Annotated in this window: 20 protein-coding genes; 14 read left to right on the top strand and 6 right to left on the bottom strand. The window is 68.6% G+C overall.

From position 1 onward, the window contains the following. Positions 1-2 precede the first annotated feature (2 nt). The 5 genes from AC1D2H_RS28055 to tolA are packed head-to-tail and all read left to right on the top strand — an operon-like array spanning position 3 to position 3,538. The gene (locus AC1D2H_RS28055) at positions 3-1,181 is read left to right on the top strand and encodes a pyridoxal phosphate-dependent aminotransferase (protein WP_478013163.1); all 1,179 of its coding nucleotides are present in this window, start codon (positions 3-5) and stop codon (positions 1,179-1,181) included. Then, the gene (gene ybgC / locus AC1D2H_RS28050) at positions 1,178-1,576 is read left to right on the top strand and encodes a tol-pal system-associated acyl-CoA thioesterase (RefSeq protein WP_478013162.1); all 399 of its coding nucleotides are present in this window, start codon (positions 1,178-1,180) and stop codon (positions 1,574-1,576) included. The genes AC1D2H_RS28055 and ybgC overlap by 4 nt, the downstream gene beginning before the upstream one ends. Continuing rightward, positions 1,573-2,247, top strand: a complete 675-nt coding sequence (tolQ, locus tag AC1D2H_RS28045) for a protein TolQ (protein ID WP_477929637.1) — start codon at positions 1,573-1,575, stop codon at positions 2,245-2,247. The genes ybgC and tolQ overlap by 4 nt, the downstream gene beginning before the upstream one ends. Further along, positions 2,248-2,682: a protein TolR gene (tolR, locus tag AC1D2H_RS28040; protein WP_477929639.1), complete on the top strand. Its 435-nt coding sequence runs from the start codon at positions 2,248-2,250 to the stop codon at positions 2,680-2,682. A 1-nt stretch (position 2,683) separates the two neighbouring features. Then, positions 2,684-3,538 carry a cell envelope integrity protein TolA gene (gene tolA / locus AC1D2H_RS28035; RefSeq protein WP_478013161.1) on the top strand — a complete coding sequence of 285 codons (855 nt, stop codon included), beginning with the start codon at positions 2,684-2,686 and terminating at the stop codon, positions 3,536-3,538. Positions 3,539-3,556: 18 nt separating this feature from the next. Here the strand turns inward: tolA and AC1D2H_RS28030 are convergent, their stop codons facing one another. The 5 genes from AC1D2H_RS28030 to AC1D2H_RS28010 all read right to left on the bottom strand — a co-directional run bounded on the left by AC1D2H_RS28030 (position 3,557) and on the right by AC1D2H_RS28010 (position 7,240). Further along, positions 3,557-4,828 carry a response regulator gene (locus AC1D2H_RS28030; protein WP_477929643.1) on the bottom strand — a complete coding sequence of 424 codons (1,272 nt, stop codon included), beginning with the start codon at positions 4,826-4,828 and terminating at the stop codon, positions 3,557-3,559. Positions 4,829-4,922: 94 nt separating this feature from the next. Continuing rightward, positions 4,923-5,423, bottom strand: coding sequence for a DoxX family protein (locus AC1D2H_RS28025; RefSeq protein ID WP_478013160.1), 501 nt, complete (start codon positions 5,421-5,423; stop codon positions 4,923-4,925). Next, positions 5,420-6,118 carry an HvfC/BufC family peptide modification chaperone gene (locus tag AC1D2H_RS28020; protein ID WP_478013159.1) on the bottom strand — a complete coding sequence of 233 codons (699 nt, stop codon included), beginning with the start codon at positions 6,116-6,118 and terminating at the stop codon, positions 5,420-5,422. The genes AC1D2H_RS28025 and AC1D2H_RS28020 overlap by 4 nt, the downstream gene beginning before the upstream one ends. Then, the gene (bufB, locus tag AC1D2H_RS28015) at positions 6,115-6,975 is read right to left on the bottom strand and encodes an MNIO family bufferin maturase (protein WP_477929649.1); all 861 of its coding nucleotides are present in this window, start codon (positions 6,973-6,975) and stop codon (positions 6,115-6,117) included. The genes AC1D2H_RS28020 and bufB overlap by 4 nt, the downstream gene beginning before the upstream one ends. Before the next feature lie 4 nt (positions 6,976-6,979). Further along, positions 6,980-7,240 (bottom strand): BufA1 family periplasmic bufferin-type metallophore, encoded by a 261-nt coding sequence (locus AC1D2H_RS28010; RefSeq protein WP_478013158.1) that lies wholly within the window; start codon positions 7,238-7,240, stop codon positions 6,980-6,982. Positions 7,241-7,341: 101 nt separating this feature from the next. Here AC1D2H_RS28010 and AC1D2H_RS28005 point away from each other — a divergent pair, with 101 nt between their 5' ends. Both AC1D2H_RS28005 and AC1D2H_RS28000 read left to right on the top strand, forming a co-directional pair. Continuing rightward, on the top strand, positions 7,342-7,923 hold the full coding sequence (locus tag AC1D2H_RS28005) for a sigma-70 family RNA polymerase sigma factor (protein WP_477929653.1): 582 nt from the start codon (positions 7,342-7,344) through the stop codon (positions 7,921-7,923). After that, the gene (locus tag AC1D2H_RS28000; RefSeq protein WP_478013157.1) at positions 7,920-8,114 is read left to right on the top strand and encodes an anti-sigma factor family protein; all 195 of its coding nucleotides are present in this window, start codon (positions 7,920-7,922) and stop codon (positions 8,112-8,114) included. Before AC1D2H_RS28005 ends, AC1D2H_RS28000 begins: the two co-directional genes overlap by 4 nt. Here the strand turns inward: AC1D2H_RS28000 and pcp are convergent, their stop codons facing one another. Next, positions 8,115-8,768 (bottom strand): pyroglutamyl-peptidase I, encoded by a 654-nt coding sequence (gene pcp, locus AC1D2H_RS27995; RefSeq protein ID WP_477929657.1) that lies wholly within the window; start codon positions 8,766-8,768, stop codon positions 8,115-8,117. Between the two features lie 107 nt (positions 8,769-8,875). Here pcp and AC1D2H_RS27990 point away from each other — a divergent pair, with 107 nt between their 5' ends. The 7 genes from AC1D2H_RS27990 (at position 8,876) to AC1D2H_RS27960 (ending at position 17,039) form a co-directional block, all read left to right on the top strand. After that, the gene (locus AC1D2H_RS27990) at positions 8,876-11,416 is read left to right on the top strand and encodes a GspE/PulE family protein (protein WP_478013156.1); all 2,541 of its coding nucleotides are present in this window, start codon (positions 8,876-8,878) and stop codon (positions 11,414-11,416) included. 17 nt (positions 11,417-11,433) lie between these two features. Further along, positions 11,434-13,167 (top strand): GspE/PulE family protein, encoded by a 1,734-nt coding sequence (locus AC1D2H_RS27985; protein WP_478013155.1) that lies wholly within the window; start codon positions 11,434-11,436, stop codon positions 13,165-13,167. Positions 13,168-13,405: 238 nt separating this feature from the next. Then, positions 13,406-14,635: a type II secretion system F family protein gene (locus AC1D2H_RS27980; protein WP_477929662.1), complete on the top strand. Its 1,230-nt coding sequence runs from the start codon at positions 13,406-13,408 to the stop codon at positions 14,633-14,635. Positions 14,636-14,787: 152 nt separating this feature from the next. Then, positions 14,788-15,162, top strand: coding sequence for a prepilin-type N-terminal cleavage/methylation domain-containing protein (locus tag AC1D2H_RS27975; RefSeq protein ID WP_478013154.1), 375 nt, complete (start codon positions 14,788-14,790; stop codon positions 15,160-15,162). Further along, positions 15,162-15,611 carry a prepilin-type N-terminal cleavage/methylation domain-containing protein gene (locus AC1D2H_RS27970; RefSeq protein ID WP_478013153.1) on the top strand — a complete coding sequence of 150 codons (450 nt, stop codon included), beginning with the start codon at positions 15,162-15,164 and terminating at the stop codon, positions 15,609-15,611. The genes AC1D2H_RS27975 and AC1D2H_RS27970 overlap by 1 nt, the downstream gene beginning before the upstream one ends. Before the next feature lie 37 nt (positions 15,612-15,648). Continuing rightward, on the top strand, positions 15,649-16,212 hold the full coding sequence (locus AC1D2H_RS27965) for a type IV pilus modification PilV family protein (RefSeq protein WP_478013152.1): 564 nt from the start codon (positions 15,649-15,651) through the stop codon (positions 16,210-16,212). 2 nt (positions 16,213-16,214) lie between these two features. Continuing rightward, the gene (locus AC1D2H_RS27960) at positions 16,215-17,039 is read left to right on the top strand and encodes a type II secretion system protein (RefSeq protein ID WP_477929670.1); all 825 of its coding nucleotides are present in this window, start codon (positions 16,215-16,217) and stop codon (positions 17,037-17,039) included. The last annotated feature ends 48 nt before the right edge of the window (positions 17,040-17,087 follow it).

The raw sequence follows: 17,087 nt of genomic DNA, 5'->3' as shown, positions 1-17,087 counted from the left end.
CCGTGAAGTTGGCCGCCCGGCTCGACCGCATCGAGCCCTTCTATGTGATGGAGCTGGCCAAGGCCGCGGCCCAGGTCGCGGCCGGCCCCTTGTGCGACCCAGCCCAGGGTGGTCGGCGCATGATCCGCCTCAATATCGGCGAGCCCGACTTCGGCGCCGCGCCCGCGGTGCGTGAGGCCGTGGCCCGCATCGCCCAAGGTCCGACGCCCTATACCGACGCCCTCGGCCTGCCCGCGCTGCGCGAGGCGATCTCGCGCTGGTACGGCCAGCGCTTTGGTCTCGACATTGCGCCGGCCCGCATTGCCGTCACCGCCGGTGCTTCAGCGGCCCTGCAACTCGCCTGCCTCGCTCTCTTCGAGCGCGGCGACGAGGTGCTGATGCCCGACCCCTGCTATCCCTGCAACCGCCACTTCGTGACGGCCGCCGACGCGACGCCACGGATGCTGCGCACAGGCCCGGCCGAACGCTTTCAGCTCGATGCCGACCAAGTGCGCGAAGCATGGACACCGGCGACGCGCGGCGTGCTGCTGGCTTCGCCCAGCAACCCCACCGGCACCTCCATCGCGCCCGAGGTGCTCGCCGACATGGTGGGCTTCGTGCGCGAGCGCGGCGGGGTCACGGTCGTCGATGAGATCTACCTGCCGCTGAGCTACGAGGCGCATTTCGGCCACAGTGCACTGGCCCTGGGCGAGGACGTCATCTCGGTCAACAGCTTCTCCAAATACTTCGGCATGACGGGCTGGCGCCTGGGCTGGCTGGTGCTGCCCCCGGTCCTTGTTCCAGCCATCGAGCGCCTGGCGCAGAACCTCTACATCTGCCCGTCCACGCTGGCCCAGAAGGCGGCCCTGGCCTGCTTCGAGCCCGAGTCCATCGCCGAATTCGAACGCCGCCGCGCCGTGCTGCGCGAGCGCCGTGACTTCATCGTGCCGGCCCTCAACGACCTCGGCTTGACCGTGCCCGTGCCGCCCGATGGCGCCTTCTATGCCTGGATGGACATCAGCCGCTTCCACGCCGACAGCTGGGCCTTTGCTCATGAGCTGCTGCAGAGCGCCCAGGTCGCGTTGACGCCTGGCCGCGACTTCGGCCTGGCCGATCCGCAGCGCTGGATGCGCCTGTCCTTCGCCTCATCCATCGAAGACCTGCACGAGGCCGTCGCTCGCCTGCGCGAGGTGCTCGCATGAGCGACTTCCAGTTCCCCATCCGCGTCTACTGGGAAGACACCGACGCCGGCGGCATCGTCTTCTACGCCAACTACCTGAAGTTCTTCGAGCGCGCCCGCACCGAGTGGCTGCGCGCGGCGGGCGTCGAGCAGCACCAGCTGCGCGAGGACACCGGCCTCATCTTTGTCGTTGCCGCCACCAGCCTTCGCTATGTCGCGCCGGCCAGGCTCGACGACCTGTTGACCGTCACCGTCGAACCCGAACCGGCCGGCCGCGCCAGCCTTGTCGTGCGCCAACGCGCGCTGCGCGGCGACACGCTGCTGTGCGAAGGCGAGATCCGCATCGGCTGCGTGCGCGCCGACGACCTGAAACCCCAACGCCTGCCCGACTCGGTCGTCGCAGCGATCACCGCATGAACCAAGACCTCTCCATCGTCTCCCTGATCCTGCACGCCAGCTTCGCCGTGCAGCTCGTCATCGCGGGCCTGCTGCTGGTGTCGCTCGCGAGCTGGAGCGTCATCTTCGGCAAGCTGATCGGCCTGGGCCAGATCAAGCGCCGCAACGACGCCTTCGAGGCCGAGTTCTGGAGCGGCAAGAACTTGAACGACCTCTACCAGTCGGTCGGCAGCCGCACGGACGGCGCACCGCTGGAACGCATCTTCGCCTCCGGCATGCGCGAGTTCCTGAAGCTGCGCGAGAAGCGCGTCACCGACTCGGGCGCCCTGCTCGACGCCGCCCGCCGCGCGATGCGCGCCAGCTTCCAGCGCGAGCTCGACGCGATGGAGCACAACCTGTCCTTCCTCGCCTCGGTCGGTTCTGTCTCACCCTATGTCGGCCTGTTCGGCACCATCTGGGGGATCATGCACGCCTTCGTCGGCCTGTCCAATCTGACGCAGGTGACGCTGGCCACCGTCGCGCCCGGCATCGCCGAAGCCCTGGTCGCCACGGCCATCGGCCTGTTCGCGGCCATCCCCGCCGTGCTGGCCTACAACCGCTTCGCACGCCAGATCGACCGCAGCGCGATCACGCTGGAGACCTTCATCGAGGAGTTCTCCAACATCCTGCAGCGCAACGCGACGCAACACTAAATGGCCGCCATCTCCTCCCGGGGCGGCCGCCGGCGCCGCACGATGAACGAGATCAACATGGTCCCGTTCATCGATGTGATGCTGGTGCTGCTCATCATCTTCATGGTCAGCGCGCCGCTGATCACGACGGGCCTGGTCGACCTGCCCAGCGTGGGCAAGAGCCGCCAGCAGCCCGAGCACGTCATCCAGATCATCGTCGGCACCGACGAGAAGCTGAAGATCAAGGTCGACCAGCTCGAGCCCGAATCGATCCCCAGCAACCGCCTGGCCGAGCGCGTCAAGAAGGCCCAGGGCAAGGACGCCACCAGCCCCGTCGTCATCTCGGCCGACAAGAACGTCAAGTACGAGGCCGTCGTGCAGGTCATGGACGCGCTGCAGCGCGCCGGCATCCAGCGCGTCGGTCTGGCCGTGAAGAGCGGTGCCTCGGCCAAGTGAAATGAACGCTGTCCTGCGTCCTCCTGAAGCCGCCGGCCTCGGCCGCGGCCTCACGCTGGCCCTGGTCGCCCACGGCCTGCTGATCCTCGCGCTCAGCTATGGGCTGAACTGGCACAGCGACGCCTCGCCCGCCTTCGAGGCCGAGCTGTGGTCGGCCGTGCCCCAGATCGCCGCGCCGCGCGAGGAGGCGCCGCCGGAACCGGAACCCGAAGCGCCCAAGCCCGACACCCGCGCCCAGCAGCGTGCCGCGGAAGAAGCGGCCGCCGAGCAGCGCGAGGCCGAGATCGCCATCGCGAAAGAGAAGAAGCGCAAGGAAGAAAAGGCCCGCGACGAGGCCGCCAGGCTCGAGCGCGAGAAGGCGGCCAAGGAGAAGGAAGCCAAGGACAAGGCCGCGAAAGAGAAGGCGACCAAGGAAGAGCAGGATCGCGTCAAGAAGGACAAGGCCGCCAAGGACGCCAAAGAGGCGAAGGAAGCCAAGGACGCCGACGCCAAGCGCGAGGCGCTGCGCCAGGAGAACCTGCGCCGCATCCAGGGCATGGCCGGTGGCACGCCCGGTTCGACCGGCGCTGCGGCGCAGAACTCTGCGCCGTCCGCCGGCTATGCGGGCCGCATCAAGGGCAAGATCCGCCCGCTCATCATCTATGCCGACGACGGTGCTGCCAACCCGACGACCGAGGTGCAGGTGACGCTGGGGCCTGACGGCCGCATCCTGGGCAGCAAGGTGCTCAAGGCCAGCCCCGATGCGGACTGGGACCGCGCCGTGCTGCGCGCCATCGAGAAGGCCGAGACCCTGCCGCGCGACGTCGACGGCCGCGTGCCGCCGGTCCTGATCCTGACCTTCCGCCCGCGCGAATAGCCCTGCAGGCCCGAGGCCTCAAGCCTCCATCGAGATCGGCCGTCCCGGCAGCACCCGGCTCAGTTCGTCGGCCAGTGCCTGAAGGTCCATGGGCTTGCTGAGGAAGCCGTCCATGCCGGCTTTCAGGCAGGCATTGCGGCGCAGAGCCGTGTCGCCGGCAGTGGCGGCAACGATGGGGAAAGGCGGCAGGTTGCCGACGCGCTGCAGGGAGCGCAGATGCTCGCTGGCTTCCAGGCCGTCCATGACCGGCATGTCCACGTCCATCAGCACCATGTCGGGCGGCTCGTCACAGCAGGAATCGAGCGCCTCGATGCCGTCACCGGCCACGACCACTTCATAGCCCAGGGCCTCAAGCTGACCCCGCGCGACGATCTGGTTCACGACGTTGTCGTCGACGACGAGCACGCGTCGATGCTCCTGCACGTACAGCGGCGTGGGCGATGTCAGCCGCGACAGGGCCGTCGACGTGCGGGTATCGACATGCGCGGTGAAGCGCTCCAGTTCCAGCGGGCTGAGCGGGAGCACCCGGATGTCGACCGGGCACTGGCGCCGAAGGCGCAGGGTGTCCGAACCGGAGACCACGGCCAGCACCGTCCAAAGGCTGGGCAGGGCCTGGGCGATCTGTTCGAGCAGAGGCAGCTCCTGGCCGTCGTGCTCCGCCGCGATCATCAGCATCGGGGCTCGCGTCGCGGAGGTCGCCGCCACGGCCTCCTCGAGCCGCTCGAAGGTCACCACATGCCAGCCCAGCTGCCGCAACCTCGTCTCGACCGAGTCCAGCGCGCCGGGCAGAGGGCTGACCAGCCATGCCACCGAACCCGCGGCGTTCGGCAGGTGTTCGAAGGCCGCTTCCTCAGCGGCCACTTCACCGCCCAGTGAGATGACCAGTCCGTCAAGTCCGGCGTCGACGAACTGGACCGAACCGGCGGTGACCGGACAGGGCGCGTCTGCTCTTGCAACCAGCCCTTCAGCCTCCTCGGAAACAAGTTGCAGACGCTGCAGCACGCCCACGACATCGGAGGGGCGATGCACCCCCGTGCCGGCCGCGTGGATGACGATGCTGCTGCGGCCATAGACCGGCGGCTCGACTTCCGCGCTGAACATGACGAAACCGGACTCGAAGCAGTCGACGATGCCGAGCAATATCCGGTGGATGCCGGCACGCAGATAGGGCCCAGGATCATGAAGCTCGAGGTGTGGTCCGCGATAGTCGAAGTAGGCAACCAGCCCCTTCCTTCTGGCGTACGGCAGCACGTCGCGCGCACTCTGGGTGAACAGCTCTGAAAACTCCATGGACGGACCGTTGCTAACTGTCCGTCAGACTAGGTCAAACCCAGTTGCCCTGTCGTTTCCAAATGTCGCCGCCGCTTACAGCAGCGGCCCGGCCTCAACGCCCGCGGCCAGCCGCCCGGTTCATGATCACGCGATCGACGGACCAGCGTCCCGCCCCCCACAGCGCAATGGCCAGGGCCAGCACGCCCCACAGCGTGTGCTGAGCCAGGCCGGCGGGCGACAGGTCCTCTGCCGGCAGCGAAAGCGCCGCCATCAGGTTGACAACGAACAGGCCCACGCCGGCGAAGCGACCCGCCAGGCCGAGCACCAGCAACACCGGGATCACCAGTTCGCCCGCCGTGCCCATGTAAGCGGCCAGCACCGGCGGCAGCAGCGGCACCTGGTAGTAGTCGTTGAACAGCGCCAGCGTCGCCGACCAGTCATGCAGCTTGACGAGGCCGGAAGCCCAGAAGACCTTCGCCACATAGAGCCGCGCCGCCAGCAGCGCGAGCGACTGCAGGTGGCTCACCAGCGTGTCCAGCGGCGCCGGCAGGCGGGTGGGCTGCAGGCCGGGGTCGGTGAAGGCGCGCAACGCGGTGGTGATCAGAGCTTTCATGGTGTCGTGGTCCGGTTCGAGGGTGTCGACCTGACCTCATGCAGCCAGGCATTCTGAAGCGCGGCTTGCAGCCAGGCGCCGAAATCGAAGTCGGTTTCAGCCCCGGAACCTTTCACTGCGGCGGCTTCGAGCGCGGCGGAAAGATTCACTTCGTCGAGCAGCGCCTGCACGAAGACGGCTTCTGCTTCCGGCAAGGCCTGCCATTGCCCGCGCCAGCCCTGGCGCCAGACCAGCACCGGGCCGCCCGACTGCTGCAGCAACGCGACGCCCGGCCGCAACTGCAGCCAGAGCTGCTCGGGCGCAGTGCTGCCCAGCAGTGCCAGCGAATCGGCGTTCAGCGCCACGTCTTCGGCACGTTCAGCGCTGTGCAGCGCCCAGTCCAGCCGGGCGATGTCGGGCAGGCCGGAATCGGCACCCGCGCGCTCGAGCAGAAAGCCTTCGAGCGCACCGCCCCATTGCCCGAGGTCGCCGCTCTCGGGCGGGTGGGCACGCCAGAAGGTCCAGGCCAGCGACGCGAACTCGTCTTCGCCGAGTTCCTCGTGCAGGCGCGCGAAGGGCACGGCCAGGGCCTGGGCCGACAGCGCCCTCAGGTTGTTGCGATAGGCGGCCAGGCCGCGCTCCGCGCCGATCAGGCCGGGCGGCGCCTGAGCGCGGCCTAGCAGCGCGTCGACGAAGGCCTGCTGATCGGCCTTCATGCCTGCAGCGCCCTCGCCCGCTGGGCCTCGGCCAGCAGCACATCGAGCTCGGGCACGGCGGTGTCCCATTCGATCAGCGTCGGCACCGGGCCGAGGCGCTGCAGGGTGTGTTCGTAGACGCGCCAGACCTCGTCACGCACGCGGCTGCCGTGGTCGTCGATGACGAGGCCGTCGTCCTGCTCGCAGTGGCCCGCCAGATGGATTTCACCGACGCTGCCGGGCCGGATCGCGTCGACCCAGCGCATGGCCTCGCGGGCGGCGGCGTCCGGCGCCAGGCCGGCGTTGCGCGCGTTGACGAAGAGGTTGTTGACGTCCAGCAGCAGGCCGCAGCCGCTGCGCCGCGCCAGTTCGTTGAAGAACTCGGGCTCGGCCAGGGTGTCGCCGGCCCAGCCGACATAGGCGCTGATGTTCTCGACCAGCATGGGCCGGGCGAGGCGCTCCTGCACCTGCTGCACATGAGCCACCATCAGCGCGAGGGACTCATCGGTGAAGGGGATGGGCAGCAGGTCCGCGGCATGCAGGCCCAAACCAGAACCCGCGACGCGCGCGAAGCAGGCATGGTCCGACACCCAGCGCGGCTGCACGCGCCCGACGAGGCGGGCGAGCCGCTCCAGGTGGGCCGCGTCCAGCCCCGCCGCCGAACCCAGCGCCAGGCCGACACCGTGCAGGCTGAGGTCATAGGCCTCACGGCCAGCCTCCAGCACCGCGAGCGTCACGCCGCCGTCGGCAAAGAAGTTCTCGGAGTGGACCTCGATGAAGCCGAGCGCCGGGCGCTCGGCCAGCAAGGCCTCGTAATGGGGCTGGCGCCAGCCTATGCCCACACAGGGCATGGCCGGCGCCGGAGGGATCGCGGTCAAGCGGTCACTTCTTGGGGGCGGTCAGCTTGCCGCCTTCCTTTTCGCAACTGCCCTTGGCGACGTACTTCCACTCGTTGGCGTCCTTGTCGGCCTTGGACTGGCCGGCGCAGGAATGGCTGCCGTTGGCGGTGGCGCAGTCGTTCTGGCCGGCCTTGGCAATGCCGTAGCACTTTTCCTTGGCGGCATCAGCAGCCTGGGCCTGGGCGACCACACCGAGGGACAGGGCGGCGGCCAGAGCGGAAGAAACGAGAGCTTGGGTTTTCATGGACAGGTCTCCAAAAGGTTGGGGGGTGGAAAGGCGACCGATGATGCGGCGGCGAGACTCAAGTCGCAAGACACTGCCAAGTCCTTACACTGCCCGCCGTCATGACCGCGTCCCCTGATTTCTGCCGCCAGATCGAGGCCCAGCGCCCCGCCCTGCTGAAGTACGCCCGGCTGCAGCTGCGCAACCCGGCCTGGGCCGAGGACGCGGTGTCCGAGACCCTGCTCGCCGCGCTGGAGAAGCCGCAGGCCTTCACCGGCGCCAGCCAGATCAAGACCTGGCTGGTCGGCATCCTCAAGCACAAGCTCATCGACCAGATCCGCAAGAACTGCCGCGAGCTGTCGACGACGGCCAGCAGCGACGACGGCGAGGACCTGGACGAGCTGCTGTTCGCCACCGACGGCCATTGGCGCGACGCCCAGCATGACTGGGGCAACCCGGAGGACTCGCTGCGCCAGGTCGACTTCATGCGGGTGCTGGAAGCCTGCGTCGAGAAGCTGCCCGGCCAGCAGGGGCGCCTCTTCATGATGCGGGAGTGGCTGGAGCTGGATTCCGACGAGATCTGTAAGGAACTGGCGATCACGCCGACGAATCTGTGGGTCATGCTGCACCGCGCCCGGCTGAGGCTGCGGGACTGCCTGCAAGCCGGATGGTTCAACGCAGCGCCCGCTGGAGGAGCGACTTGATCAAGTTGAAGATCACATGCCGGGAGGCCACGCAGATCACGCTGCAGGCCGAAGACCGCCGCGTGCCGCTGGCCGAGCGCCTGTCGCTGCGCCTGCACCACCGCATCTGCACCAACTGCCGGCGCTTCTTCCGCCAGGTCCACCTGATGCGCCACGCCAGCGCGCGCTGGCGCCAGTACACCGAAGAATGATCAAGCCACCGGCGCGCCTTCGTCGGGCGCCGCTGACGCCAGCTCTTCATCCCCCGACAAGGCAATCGCGATCGCCAACCTGATCGCGTCGATCTGGGCCGCCAGGCTCATGCTGGCCACCGTCGGCTGGCTGCGCGCCGCCTGCTCGGGCAAGGCCGGGATGTGGATGAAACCGCTCATCAGGCCGCGGCCGGCCAGCTGGTGCTGCAGCTCGAAGAACACCTGGTTGCAGACAAAGGCGCCGGCCGACAGCGACAGGCCGGCGGGGTGGCCGGCGGCGCGCAGGCCGTTGCGCATGGCCTTGATGGGCAGCGTCGAGAAGTAGGCCGCGGGCGCGCCCTCGCGCACGGCCACGTCCTGCGGCCGCTCGCCGGCGTTGTCGGCGATGCGGGCGTCGATGAGGTTGACGGCCACGCGTTCGATGGAGATCTCGGTGCGGCCGCTGGCCTGGCCCAGCGCGATGGCCAGCTCGGGCCGCACCTCGGCCAGCACTTGGGCCAGCGCCGCGGGCGCCGTGCCGAAGCTCGTGGGCAGGCAGCGCGCCTGCACCGTGGCGCCCGCGATGACCTGACCCTGCAGGGCGCGTGCGACTTCCCAGGACGGATTGATGGCCTCGCCACCAAAGGGTTCGAAACCGGTGATCAGGATGTTCATGGCTGCATTGTCTCGAAGCCCGACCGTTACCGCCGACCCGTGTTTTTCGGGGGAACGGGCCGGCCACCGCCCTTCATAATCATCGGCACCCCCTGCTGCCCCCGCCCATGACCGACCCGTCCCAGCCCCTGTCCTGGCCCCACGGCGATGCCGATTCCCCTGCCGCAGGCGCGACGGGCCCGGCTTCCGGTTTCCTCTGGCCCAGCCCGCCCTATGCCGCCTACCCGCAGCCGCAGGTGCAGCGCGGCCCCGAGGCCTGCGAGATCCTCGGCCTGAACAACAGCCGCAGCATGGGCCAGTTGCTGCAGTTCGATGCCAGCGATCGCATCGTGCAGATCAATGTGCCGCCGGCGCGCAACAGCATGCCGCTGAAGTTCAGCCAGTTCCGCGCCGTCAAGCTGCTGCGCAACCTGGCGGTGCCGCCACGTGACGCCAGCGACCTGAACTCGCCGCTCAGCGTGGACCAGCGCCCACGCAGCGACTTCCGCATCGTCTTCAACGGTGGCGACGAGCTCAAGGGCGTGACCATCGGCCACCACCACGACAACTTCGGCCTCTTCCTGTTCCCGCCGCTGGCCGACGATGACGACTCGGTCCGCCGTGTCTTCGTGCCGCGCGAGGTGCTGGCGCATTTCGAGATCGGCGAGCGCCTGGGCGACATGCTGCTGAAGGACGAACTCGTCACTCCCGAGCAGCTCAACGCCGCGGCCGTCGAGCAGAGCGACCTGCGCCAGCGCCGCGTCGGCGACATCCTCGTCAACCAGCAGATCGTCACTGCCGAGCAACTGCTGCAGGCCGTCGAGCAGCAGGCCCGCATGCCCATGGTGCGCATCGGCGAGGCCTTGCTGGCACTGGAGCTGGTCACGCCGGAGCAGCTCGAAGTGGCCCTGGTGCAGCAGCGCGACGACCGCTCGGTGCCGCTGGGCGAGCTGCTGGTGCGCCGGGGCGTCATCAGCCGGGCCCAGTTGCAGTCGGCGCTGGCGCGCAAGATGGGCTATCCGGTCGTCGACGTCGAGAACTTCGCCGTCGAGCCCGACGCCGTGCGCAAGCTGCCGCATGCGGTGGCCAAGCGCCTGGAGGTGCTGCCGCTGGTGCTGCGCGACGGCCGCCTCGTCGTCGCGATGGAGGACCCGACGCGGCGCGACGCCATCGACGAGGTCGAGTTCATCACCCAGCTCAAGGTCGTGCCGACGCTGACCAAGCTCGGCACGCTGCAGTTCGCCATACCCTCGGCCTTCGACCGCTACGGCGCCGAGGCCCTGCCGCGTGGCAGTGGCGGCGTCGACCCTCTGCCCGACTTCCAGCCCGACTTCACGCTGGAAAGCTCCAACAAGCTCATCGAGAGCCTGGAGCGCGACAGCAGCGAGCGCACGGCCAAGGAAGAAGAGTCGCCCATCGAGCAGAGCGACAACTCGCTGGTGCGGCTCATCAACTCGATGATCATCGAGGCGCACAACCAGGGCGTGTCCGACATCCACATCGAGACCTACCCCGGCCGCGACAAGCTCAAGATCCGCTTCCGCCGCGACGGCGTGCTGCAGCCCTATCTGGAGCTGCCCTACACCTACCGCAACGCGATGATCGCGCGCATCAAGATCATGTGCGACCTCGACATCTCCGAGCGCCGCAAACCGCAGGACGGCAAGATCAACTTCGCCAAGTACTCGCCCCAGCACAAGCTGGAACTGCGCGTCGCCACCATCCCGACCAACAACGGCCTGGAAGACGTCGTCATGCGCCTGCTGGCCAGCAGCAAGCCCATGCCGCTGGAACGCATCGGCCTGAGCGCGGCCAACCTGGCCGCCCTGCAGGCGGCCGTGGCCCGGCCCTACGGCATGGTGCTGTGCGTCGGCCCGACGGGCTCGGGCAAGACGACGACGCTGCACTCGGCGCTGAGCCACATCAACACGCCCGAGCGCAAGATCTGGACGGCCGAGGACCCGGTCGAAATCACCCAGGCCGGCCTGCGCCAGGTCCAGGTGAACCCCAAGATCGACTGGACCTTCGCCAAGGCCCTGCGCGCCTTCCTGCGTGCCGACCCCGACGTCATCATGGTCGGCGAAATCCGCGACCAGGAGACGGCCGAGATCGCCGTCGAGGCCTCGCTGACGGGCCACCTGGTGCTGTCCACGCTGCACACCAACAGCGCCCCCGAGACCATCACCCGCCTGCTCGACATGGGCATGGACCCCTTCAACTTCGCCGACTCGCTGCTGGCCGTGCTGGCCCAGCGCCTGGTGCGGCGCAGCTGCTCTGCCTGCCGGACCAGCGAGCCCCTGACCGAGTCCGAGCTGCAGGAACTGCTGGACAACTATCTGCATGTCTTCCCCGCCGAGGGCAGGCCCAGCAAGCTCGCGCTGATGTCGGACTGGATCAAGTCCTATGGCCAGGGCGGCCGGCTGATGAAGTACCACAGCCCGGGCTGCACGGCCTGCGGCGGCAGTGGCTTCAAGGGACGTGCCGGCCTGCACGAACTGCTGACTGTGTCCAAAGACATACGCCGCATGATCCAGACCGGCGCCCGCGCCGAGGAACTACATCACGCTGGCCTCGCCGAAGGCATGCGTTCGCTGCGCCAGGACGGCATCATCAAGGTCTTGCAGGGCATCACCACCCTCGCCGAAGTCCAAGCCACCAGCAACGCCTGACCCGAAAGCTCGAGCCGATGAGTGAAGCGCCCGTAGAAGCCGCAGCCGCCCCCCGCCCCAAGCTGCGCCTGGGCGACGTCCTCGTCGAACAGCAGCTGATCTCGGCCGAACAGCTCGGCCAGGCGCTGGAGCTGCAGCGCGCCACCGGCAAGAAGCTGGGCCGCATCCTCATCGAGGCCAACCTCATCACCGAGGAGGCCCTGGCCCATGTGCTGGCCCGCCAGTTGCGCGCGCCCTTCGTCAACCTCAAGACCTTCCCGCTCAAGACCGACCTGGTGCGCCTGCTGCCCGAGACGCCGGCGCGGCGCTTCCGTGCCCTGGTGCTGGAGGAACGCGGCGACACCTTGCTGGTTGCCATGGCCGACCCGCTGGACCTGTTCGGCTTCGACGAGCTGGCCAAGATCCTGAAGCGCCGCCTGGCCATGGCCGTCGTCGCCGACAGCCAGCTGGCGGCCGTCTTCGACAAGCATTACCGCCGCAGCGACGAGATCTCCGGCCTGGCCAAGGCGCTGGAAAAGGACATCGGCGACGCCGTCGACTTCGGCGCGCTGCAGGCCAGCGTCGGCCAGGAAGGCGCGCCGGTGGTGCGCCTGCTGCAGTCGGTGTTCGAGGACGCGACGCGTGCCGGCGCCTCCGACGTTCACATCGAGCCCCAGGAGGGCGAGCTGCTGATCCGCAACCGCGTCGACGGCCTGATGCAGACGCTCACGCAGGCCGACAAGCGCATCGCACCGGCCCTGGCCCAGCGCCTGAAGCTGATGGCCGGCCTCGACATCTCCGAGAAGCGCCTGCCACAGGACGGCCGCTTCACGCTGCGCCTCTCCGACCGCACGCTGGACGTGCGCCTGTCCACCATGCCCAGCCAGTACGGCGAATCCGTCGTCATGCGCCTGTTGGGCCAGGGCTCGGCGCTGCGCCGCCTGGGCGACATCGGCATGCCTGACGACATGCTCAAGCGTTTCCGCGAATTGCTGGGGCGCGACTCCGGCATGCTGCTGGTGACCGGGCCGACCGGCTCAGGCAAGACGTCGACGCTCTATGCGGCCCTGGCCGAGCTGGACTCCGAGAAGCTGAAGATCATCACGGCCGAGGACCCGATCGAATACCGCCTGCCCGGTCTGACCCAGGTGCAGGTCAACGACAAGATCGAGCTCGACTTTGCCAAGGTGCTGCGCGCCGCGCTGCGCCAGGATCCCGACGTCATCCTGGTGGGCGAAATGCGCGACGCCGAGACGGCCGAGATCGGCCTGCGCGCCGCCATCACCGGCCATCTGCTGCTGTCCACGCTGCACACCAAGGACACCGTCTCCACGCCCTTCCGCCTGCTGGACATGGGCGCACCGCCCTTCATGGTCGCCACCTCGCTGCAGGCCGTGCTGGCCCAGCGCCTGCTGCGCGGCGTCTGCAAGCACTGCGCCGAGCCGCATCTGGCCTCGCCGCAGGAGCAGGCCTGGATCAACGAGGTGCTGGCCATGAACGGCGAAGCGCCGGGGCCCGTCAAGAGCGTGGCCGGCCGTGGCTGCGCCGAGTGCAACGGCACCGGCTACCAGGGCCGGCGCGGCATCTACGAGATGCTGGAGATGGACCCCGACATGGCCCTGGCCATCCAGAACAGCGACGCCGGCGCCTTCCTGACGGCTGCCCGCAAGTCACTGCGAGGCAAAACCCTGGCCGACCGCAGCCTGGCCCTGGTGCGGGAAAACAAGACCTCGCTGGCCGAGGCGGTGCGCATCAGCGTGGACGCTGAATGACAGAGTTGGAGCCCCTCGTCCAATCTCGCCTCGCTGAACGCGCGCGAGCCTGGCCGGTCTTGCAGACCGCGCAGCCGACGCATCGGCTGCTCTTCGGCAGGCACGACAAGTCCACAGGACTTGCCGTGTCCGGCCTCAGCCCCCTGGGGGACGGCGATGCTTGCGGCATTGAGCCGCAAGCGCACGTCCAAGCGGGCCGGCTCGGGAGCGGCCCAGCGCTCGGCCCGGAATACCTGGTATGAACTTCGCATTCAAAGGGCGCAACGGGCGCGGTGAACTGGTCGAAGGCATCGTCGATGCCCTCAACAGCGACGCGGTGGCCGCCCAGCTGATGGCCGGCGGCGTCGTGCCCGTCAGCATCGAGGCGACGAACGAGGCCGTCAGCGTGGCCGGTGGCAGCAACTGGCTCGAAGCCCTGCTCGCCAAGCCCATCACGCAGGAAGACGCCCTGGTCCTGACGCGCCAGCTCTACACGCTGCAGAAGGCCGGCGTACCCATCCTGCGCGCGCTGGCCGGCCTGGAGGCCTCCACCAGCCATCCCGGCATCATCGCCCTGCTCCAGGACGTGCGCGCCAGCCTGGACCAGGGCCGCGAGCTGGGCACCGCCTTCGCCCGCCACCCGACCGTGTTCAGCACCTTCTACGTCGCCATGACCCGCGTCGGCGAGCTGACGGGCAAGCTGACCGAGGTCTTCCAGCGCCTGGCCGAGCACCTGGAGTTCGAGCTCGACATCCGCGCCCGCATCAAGCAGGCCCTGCGCTATCCCATCATGGTCATCATCGCGATGGCCATCGCGTTGATCGTCATCAACGTCTTCGTGCTGCCCAAGTTCGCCGACGTTTTCTCCCACTTCAAGACCGAGCTGCCGTTGATGACGCGCATCCTGCTCGGCTTCTCCGCCTGGACCTTGAAGTGGTGGCCGCTGGTCGTCGCCGCCGGCATCGGGGCCTTCCTGGCCTGGCGCAACTGGATCGCGACACCGAGCGGCCGCTACACCTGGGACCGTTTCAAGCTGCGCCTGCCCATCGCCGGCAATATCGTGCTGAAGGCCACGCTGGCCCGCTTCGCGCGCAGCTTTGCGCTGGCCAGCAGCTCGGGCGTGCCCATCAGCCAGGCGCTGACCGTCGTGGCCCAGACGGTGGACAACGCCTACATCGGCGCCCGCATCGAGCAGATGCGCGACGGCGTCGAACGCGGCGAGAGCATCTCGCGCTGCGCGACCGGCACCGGCGTCTTCACCCCCATCGTGCTGCAAATGATTGCGGTGGGCGAGGAGACCGGCGAACTGGACACCCTGATGACCGAGATCGCGCAGATGTATGAGCGCGAGACCGACTTCGCCATCAAGGGCCTGTCCGCGGCCATCGAGCCCATCCTGCTGACCATCATCGGCGGCATGGTGCTGGTGCTGGCCCTGGGCGTCTTCCTGCCGCTGTGGAACCTGGGCCAGGCGGCCATGGGGCGTTGAAACGACGCCCGGGGTGTGAAGCTTGCAACGGATTGCAGGCTGATGTGGGCCCGTCATAAAACTCGTGCGCTATTCACTTCTCATCGCTGGCCCGCTGGCCGATAGTCCCGTCACTCCCCGGACCACAGCGCAGCAAGCGCAGGAAGGCACCCATGAACAAGTCTATGCAAGCTGGCTTCACCCTGATCGAGCTGGTGATGGTCATCGTCATCCTCGGCGTGCTGTCTGCCGTCGCCCTGCCCAAGTTCGTCGCCGTCGACGACGACGCCAAGCAGGCGGCCGTCAACGGCGTTGCCGGCGCCCTGAGCTCCGCCTCCGCCATCAACTACGCGGCCAAGAAGGCCAACTCCAGCAATGGCGTGACCGTGGGCAAGTGCTCCGACGTCGTCGGCGCGCTGCAAAGCCCGCTGCCCACCGGCTTCTCGGTGACCACCGACAGCACCGTGACCGCCAACGTCACCGTCAGCACCTGCGTGCTGACCGGCCACACGAACAAGACGGCCACGTTCACCGTCACCGGTACCTGATGACCCGACACCCGCGCGCCGACGCGGGCTTCACGCTGATCGAGCTCATCCTCGTTCTCGTGATCACAGCCGCCCTGGCGGTGTTCGCCCTCCCCAAGGTGGTGGACACGACGCTCTGGCGGCTGCGTACTTTTGGCGACGACCTGCAGGCGCGCCACCAGGCCATGCTGAGGCTGGCGCTGCAGCAGCGCCGCCCCATCGTCGCCACCATCACGGCCACCGGCGTCAGCTGGGCCTACGGCAGCGGCGCCGCCATCAACGCCCTGCCCTGCCCGGCCACCGAGAGCCCCTGCATCTCCGGAGGCGGCACCGTGACCTTCAACAGCGGCAACAGCGGCGCGACCGCCACCAGCAGCGGGGGCGCCATGAGCGTCACCGTCGCCTACGGCAGCTACAACCAGGCCTACCGCATCGAGGCGGATACGGGCCTGATCTACCCGACACCTTGAGGCTTGGATGATGGGTTGCTCGGCTAGCATTTCCCGCATGCCGGCCATGCACCGCAGGCGGCTCACGCGCGGCCTGACCCTGATCGAACTGCTGCTCTTCGTCGTCGTCGTCGGCATCGCGCTGGCCGCGATCCTGAAGGTCTTCGTCACCGCGACAACGGCGAGCACCGACCCCATGGTCCGCCGCCAGCAGCTGGCCATCGCCGAATCGCTGCTGCGCGAGGTCGAGCTGATGCCCTTCACGTGGTGCGATCCGGCCATCGACCCCAATGTCGACACGGTCGCCAACGCCGCGGCCTGCACGTCGCCGGAGAACAGCGGCCCCGAAGCCGGCCAGACCCGCTACGGCCCGGCCAACTTCTTCAACAACGTCAACGACTACGCCGGCTTCTCCATGGCCGGCATCCGCGACGTGACGAATACGGCCATCACCGGGCTGTCGGGCTACTCCGCCTCGGTGGCCGTCGTCGCTGCGGCCCTGGACACCGTCCCTGCGGCCGGCGACGCGCTGAAAATCACCGTCACCGTCACCGCCCCCGACGGCAGCGTCATCAGCCTGCAAGGCTGGCGCACGCGCTACGCCCCCAACAGCGCGGACTGACCATGCGAACCGAGCGCGGCTTCACGTTGATCGAGTCGGTGATGGTCATCGCCATCACCGGCATCGTCATCGCCATCGTGGCCGTCTTCATCGTGCCGGCGACGAAGGCCTATTTCTCCAGCAGCGCCCGTGCCCAGCTCGGCGACCAGGCCGACACCGCCCTGCGCCGTATCGCGCGCGACCTGAGCCTGGCCCTGCCCAACAGCGCCCGCGTCTCCGCCAGCGGCATGAGCCTGGAGCTCATCCCCGTCAGCGGCGCGGCACGCTATGCCGTCGAGCCACCGCTGGACGCCCTGCTGTTCGGCGTCGCAGACGCCAGCTTCGCCATCGTCGGACCGGCCCTCAAGCTCAGTCACGCCAGCCAGCAACTCGCTTGGTACAACCTCGGCGCCGGCATTCCCGATGCCGACGCCTACACGCTCAGCAATGTGCGCACCTCCAGCAGCGGCGCCGGCAACGCGACCAATGTCGGCCTGACCGGCGCCGCCCTGCCCACCTCGCTGCTCGCGCCGCCCTACCGCGTCTACGCCATCGAGCCGCCCGTCACCTACCGCTGCGACTTGAACGCAAGGACGCTGACGCGCCATACCGGCTACGGCTTCAACGCCGTGCAGCCCGACCCGCCGTCCGGCGGCACGAGCGCTGTGCTGGCTCGCAACGTTTCGGCCTGCACCTTCAACTTCAACCCCGGCGCCGTCGCGGCCCGCTTTGCCCTCGTCACGCTGCAGATCACGCTGCAGGACCGCACCCCGCAGACCCCCGCCGAGGCCGCCCTGGTGGAGTCGGTGTCCCTCTACCACGCCGTCCATGTGGACAACCTGCCATGAGGACAGCGATGCGATCCCAGCGCGGCTTAGCGAACCGGAGTACCGGTT

Source organism: Roseateles sp. P1_C1_2 (assembly GCF_056406535.1).
This window is presented reverse-complemented; position numbering and strand designations above follow the sequence as displayed.